The 6,910-nt window shown below is 67.6% G+C and carries 2 protein-coding genes; both read right to left on the reverse strand.

From position 1 onward, the window contains the following. On the reverse strand, nucleotides 1-5,160 hold a 5,160-nt coding region (locus IEZ11_RS49810), incomplete at its 3' end, for a non-ribosomal peptide synthetase (protein ID WP_189269753.1). Beyond that, nucleotides 5,157-6,910, reverse strand: a 1,754-nt coding sequence (locus IEZ11_RS49815) for an amino acid adenylation domain-containing protein (protein ID WP_189269754.1), incomplete at its 5' end; no start/stop codon positions are given. The genes IEZ11_RS49815 and IEZ11_RS49810, both read right to left, overlap by 4 nt.

Genomic DNA, 6,910 nt, shown 5'->3' on the forward strand with positions numbered 1-6,910 from the left:
ATCAAACGCATACGGCGCCCAACCCAACACCCCCGACAACTCACCCCAACACCCATCCACCACCAACCCCACCACATCCCGCTGAGACACCACCACACCCTTCGGCACCCCCGACGAACCCGACGTATACATCACATACGCAGCCACATCCACCGACACCACACCCGGCAACACCACCCCATCACCCACCCCATCACCCACACACACCACCGGCACACCAAGATCCCCGGGCACCACCTGCACCAGATCAGCAGACGTCACCACACACACCGGCCCCGCATCCCCCAGCATGAACGCGATCCGCTCACCCGGATACGACGGATCCACCGGCAGATACGCACCCCCCGCCTTCCACACCCCCAACAACGCCACGACCAGGTCAACCGACCGCTCCAACACCACCGCCACCACCGACTCCGCACCCACCCCACGCGACACCAACAACCGAGCCAACCGCGACGCCCGCTCATCCAACTCCCCATACGACACACACTCATCACCACACACCACCGCCACCGCACCCGGATCCCCAGCCACCCGCTCCCCGAACAACACCGGCCACGACACCTCCGCAACCGGCACCGCCGTGTCATTCCACCCCTCCACCACCAACTCACGGCTGGCCGCAGGCAGCACCTCAAGCTCACGCAAGGGCGTCCGCAGGTCGCCTTCCAGGCCTTCTACGAGGTTTTCGATGGCCGCGAGCAGCATCCCGCACACCAGCTCGGGGTCTCCCGGTGCCGCGGCATCGGCGGTGATCCCGAAGGCCGACTTCGTGTCGTCCACCGAAACAGCCAGCGGATAGTTGGTGAGCTCCGTGTCATAGACCAGCTCCACGCCGGCCAGGTCGGCGGCTGGCCGATCTGCCCTCCGCCTGCCGTGCCGGTAGTTGAACAGGGAGGTGAACAAGGGAGCAGACGTCGGGACACCGCTCGTCTTCTGTGCGAGTGCCAAGGGGGCGTGCTCGTGCATGAGCAGGCCGGCCAGTTGCGACCGCATGGCGGTGACCGCGTCGGCCACATCATGTGCGGCGGTGTCGAGCCGTACCGGCAGGGTGTTCATGAAGGGACCGGGAATCCGCTCCGCGCCCGCCCCCGCGTTCATCCGGCCCAGCAACACCGTCCCGAACACGACATCCGAACGGCCCGACAGGCTCGCCAGCACCCGAGCCCACGCCACGTGGAACAACGTCGCCGGACTCGTCCCCAGCCCACGCGCCCGCTCCCGCACCCGCTCCGCCAGGCCCGCGTCCACCATCACCCGAGCCCGCCGCGCACCGGTACCGTCACCATGAACGTCGGCCAGGCCGAACGGCAGCGTCGGCTCCGTCACATCGCCCAACAACTCCGCGAAGTACTCCTCGTGCTCCCGACGCGAGACCCCCAACCGCGCCTGCGCCACGAACTCACGGAACGGCAACGGGGCCGGCAACTCGTCCCCACGCCCCGCCATGAAGGCCGCGACCTCACCCAGCACCACCTCCAGCGCCGTGTGATCCTGAAGGAGATGGTGCACCTGCACCAACGCCAACCACCGGTCACTGCCCGGCTCCGCCGCCACATGCACCCGCACCAACGGCGCCCGCCGCAGATCCATCCACCGCCCGGCCACCGCCAACAGCTCAGCCGCAGCGTCCCCGGTCCCGGGCAGGACCACCTCCGTCACCGGCAGTACGGCACGACGCCACACCACCTGCACCGGCTCCGGCAAACCCTCCCACACCACCCCGGTCCGGTAGATGTCATGCCGATCCACGACCGACTGCAACGCCGACAAGAACCCGTCCAACCGCTCACGCCCGTCGAAAGCCACCACCGTCGGTCCCAGGTACACATCGGCGGCGCCAGGCTCGGCGAGCAGGTGGTGGAAGAAGATCCCCTCCTGGAGCGGGGCCAGCGGATACACGTCCGCGACGTTCGCCGCCCCGCCCTCCACCGCCGCGCACACCAACTCCACCTGCGCGGCGGACAGATCCACCAGCGGCAGCATCTCCGGCGTGATCACCTCCGCGCCCTCCGGAATGCCGTTCGGCGGCACCTCCACCACACCACCACCGCCGACGCCGTCAGCCGCAGCCAGCGCCGCGGGAGTGGGTGCCTCGAACAGCACCCGCACGGAGACGCTCAGCCCCCGCTCACGCAACCGCTGCACCAACGACACCGCCAACAGCGAATGCCCGCCCAACTCGAAGAAGTTGTCCTCCACCCCCACCCGCTCCACACCCAACACCTCGGCAAAGGCCTCACACACGATCTCCTCAGTCACCGTGGCAGGACCTCGACCACCCCCAGCCGCCGCATACTCCGGCACCGGCAACGCCGCCCGGTCCAACTTCCCGTTCACCGTGAGCGGTACCGCGTCCAGCACCACCACGGCCGACGGCACCATGTGCTCGGGCAACCGCCCAGCAGCGAACACCCGCACCTCCTCGCCCGCAACACCGCCGTCAGCAGGGACGACATACGTGACCAGCCGCACATCACCGGGGACGTCCTCGCGTACGACCGCCACCCCTTGAGCCACGCCGGGATGGGCCGTCAATACGGCCTCGACCTCGCCCAGCTCGATCCGGAAACCACGGACCTTCACCTGATCGTCCACGCGGCCCGCGAACACCAGCCGGCCGTCAGCCGTCCAACGGGCCAGGTCACCGGTGCGGTACATCCGCTCGCTCGCACCGCCGAACGGACACGCCACGAACCGCTCTGCCGTCAGCCCCGGACGGTCGTGATACCCACGCGCCAACTGAGGTCCCGCCACATAGAGTTCGCCTGTGACCCCGGGCGGCACGGGCTGCAGGAACCTGTCCAGCACGTATGCACGGGTGGTCGCGAACGGTCGGCCGATCGGCACCGGCCCCTCACCCGTCTCACCAGCGCCGACCGGATAGTGCAGACAACCGACCGTCACCTCCGTCGGGCCGTAGTGATTGACCAGCGCCACACCCGGATTCCGGTCACGCCACCGCCGCACCTGCCCCCAGCCGAGTGCCTCTCCGCCGACCATCAACTGTCCGGTCGGCACGCACTGCTCCGGCAACTCCTCCAGGACCGGCAAGTGGCTCGGTGTCAGTTTCAGGAACCTCAGCCGCCGATCACCCAACAGCGCGGGCAGGTCCTCGTCCAACGCACCCACATATACACACCCGCCGCTGGCCAGGCTTCCGAACAGGCCCGTCACTCCCGCGTCGAACGACACCGGTGCGTGCAACAGGCTGCTCTCACTCACGCCCGGGTACGCCTTCAGGCACCACGTCACATAGCTGGCCAACGCCCCGTGCGACACCACCACGCCCTTCGGGCGCCCGGTCGACCCCGAGGTGTAGATCACGTAGGCCGCGTGCTCCGCCGCCGGCCGGACTGCCACCGGCTCTGCCACCTCATAGCCCACACCTGGTGCGCCCACGCGCACCATCGGCAGACGCGGACGCTGCGGAAGCCCTTCGGCCAGATCGTCAGTCGTCACCACACACACCGGGCGGCAATCGGCCAGCATGAACGCGATCCGCTCATCCGGATACCCCGGATCGATCGGCAGATAGGCGGCACCCGCCTTCCACACCCCCAGCAGCGCCACCACCAGGTCAGCCGACCGCTCCAACATCACGGCCACGACCGACTCCGCACCCACTCCGCGGGCCACCAGCGCCCCCGCCAGACGCGACGCCCGCTCGTCCAACTCCGCGTAACTCAGCTCCTGGTCCGCGCCCACGACAGCGACCGCACCCGGAGTCCGCGCCACCTGCGCCTCGACAAGCGCCGGCACGACGGTCCCTGCCTCGATCACACCCGACTCGTTCCAGGCAACCAGCGCCCGCTGCCGCTCGTCGCCCAACAGCACGTCGATCTCACTCACCCGAAGCCCTGTGTCGCCCGCCATCGCGGTCAGCACCTGCACAAAGCGCTGAACGATCAGCGAAACGCTCGGCTGGTCGAACAGATCCGCAGATCCGGTCAACGTTCCACGCAGCCCATCGGTACGACCGTCGATCGTGGCCTCGCCCAGGCTCAGATGCAGGTCGAACCGTGATGCCCTCGGCCCGGCCGCGACCGGCGTGGCCTGCAAACCGTCGAGGTCGAGAGTGGGAGTCGCGTTGTTCTGCAGGGTGAGCATGACCTGGAACAGCGGATGCCGGGACAGCGACCGGTCCGGGGCCAGCGATTCCACCAACCGCTCGAACGGCACATCCTGGTGTTCCAATGCCTCCAGACTCGTCTCCCGCACCCGCCGCAGCAACTCGGCCAAGGTCGGGTCACCCGACACATCGGTGCGCAGCACGAGGGTGTTGACGAAGAACCCGACCAGATCGTCGAGCGCCTGGTCCGTCCGCCCCGCCACCGCCGTACCGACCGGGATGTCCTCTCCTGCCCCCAACCGCGACAGCAGCACCGCCAACGCCGCCTGAACCACCATGAACAACGTCACGCCCTGCGCACGCGCCAACGCCGTCAGCCGCTGATGCACCTCGGCAGACACCTCGAACGCCGCGACATGTCCGTGATGCGACGCCACCACCGGACGCGGCCGATCCACCGGCAGCACCAGCTCCTGCGGCGCCCCCTCCAATGCCTCACGCCAGTACCCCACCTGCCGCGAAAGAACGCTCCCCGGATCCTCCTCACCACCCAGCAACTCCCGCTGCCACAACGTGTAATCCGCATACTGCACCGGCAACGGCCGCCACCCCGGCTCACCCCCCACACACCGCGCCGCATACGCCCGGGAAATATCACGGGCCAACGGCCCCATCGACCAACCATCCCCCGCCACATGATGAAGCACCACCACCAACACATGCACACCCACACCCACCTCGACCAACAAAGCCCGCAACGGAATCTCAGCCGCCAGATCAAAACCATGACCGACCTCAGCCGCCACCAGATCCGCAACCAACTCCTCCCCCGCCCGCACAACCCGCAGCACCTCACCCACCTCACCAGGCGCCAGTACGTGCTGGAAGGGCTCACCGGCGCGGGCAGGGAGCACGGTGCGCAGCACCTCGTGTCGGACGACGACATCAACCAGTGCCATCCGCATGGCGTCGACGTCCAGCTCACCATCCAGGCGCAGCACCACCGGCAAGTTGTAGATCGGGCTCGGCCCCTCCAGCTGCGCCAGGAACCACAACCGCCGCTGTGCGAACGACAGAGGGATCATCGGGATTCACCTTCCCTGGGCATGGGGCGTAGTACGGGTCGCTCGGGTTTCCGCTCAGTTCCCAGTCGCATCGCCAGCGCTGCCGGAGTCGGCGCCTCGAACAGGGCCCGTACTCCTATCTCGACCCCGAGGCGCAGTTGGACCTGAGAGACGAGCCGGACGGCCAGCAGTGAGTGCCCGCCCAGTTCGAAGAAGCTGTCATCGGCGCCGACGCGCTCCAAGCCGAATACGTCGGCGAAGATCTCGCAGAGGATGCGCTCATCCTCCGTGGAGGGTTCACGGCTGGTCCTCGCGGATTGAGGACCAGGAGCCGGCAGAGCTGACCGGTCGAGCTTCCCGCTCGCTGTCAGGGGCAGTTCGTCCAGTACCACTACGACTGACGGCACCATGTATTCGGGCAACCGTTGGCCCGCAAACGCCCGCAGTTCGGAGGGCAGGTTCGCCTCCACCCCGTCAGATGTGCCGTCCGGAATGACGTAGGCGACCAGCCGCACATCGCCGGGAACATCCTCACGCGCGACGACCACCGCCTTGGCCACCCCCCAATGCGCGGTCAGAACAACCTCGACCTCACCCGGCTCCACCCGGAACCCCCGCACCTTCACCTGATCATCCACACGCCCCACAAAGACAAGCTGTCCCTCCACCGTCCACCGCACCAGATCCCCCGTCCGATACATCCGCTCACCCACCACCCCGAACGGACACGCCACAAACCGCTCCGCCGTCAACCCCGAACGACCCAGATAGCCACGCGCCAGCCCCACCCCCGCAATGAACAACTCCCCCACCACACCCGGCACCACCGGCCGCAACCACCCGTCCAACACGAACACCCGCGTATTCCAGATCGGCACACCAATCGGCACACCACCACCCGACACCCCACCCCCGAACACCCACGCCGTCGAATCCACCGACGCCTCCGTCGGCCCATACAAGTTGTGCAACTCCGCACCACACACCCCCACAAACCGCTCCGCAGACACCCCCGACAACGCCTCACCCGAACACACCACCCGCCGCAATGAACCCCACGCCCCCGGATCACCCCCCTCCACAAACGCATCCAACATCGACGGCACAAAATGAACCGTCGTCACCCCCTCCGAGCGGATCACCTCCGACAGATACACCGGATCCCCCTGCCCACCCGGCCGCGCCAACACCAACCGCGCACCCGACACCAACGGCCAGAACAACTCCCACACCGACACATCGAAACTCACCGACGTCTTCTGCAACACGACGTCGTCAGCGTCCAGCCGGAACCGGTCCTGCATCCACAACAACCGGTTCACAATCCCCGCATGCGACACCACCACACCCTTCGGCACCCCCGTCGACCCCGACGTATAGATCACATACGCCGCACTCCCCGGCCCCCCCGAACAAGACCCCGTCCACCCCTCCACCCCCTCCATACCCTCGGCCACCGACGGATCATCCAGACACACCACCGGTACACCAAGATCCCCCGGCACCACTCCCGCCAGACCAGCAGACGTCACCACACACACCGGCCCCGCATCCCCCAACATGAACCCCACCCGCTCCACCGGATACGACGGATCCACCGGCAAAAACGCAGCACCCGCCTTCAACACCCCCAACAACGCCACCACCAGATCAACCGACCGCTCCAACACCACCGCCACCACACACTCCGCACCCACCCCACACGACACCAACAACCCCGCCAACCGCGACGCCCGCTCATCCAACTCCCCGAACGTCACCCGCTCATCCC

The sequence above is a fragment of the Streptomyces fuscichromogenes genome, assembly GCF_014645815.1.
Taxonomy (GTDB): domain Bacteria; phylum Actinomycetota; class Actinomycetes; order Streptomycetales; family Streptomycetaceae; genus Streptomyces; species Streptomyces fuscichromogenes.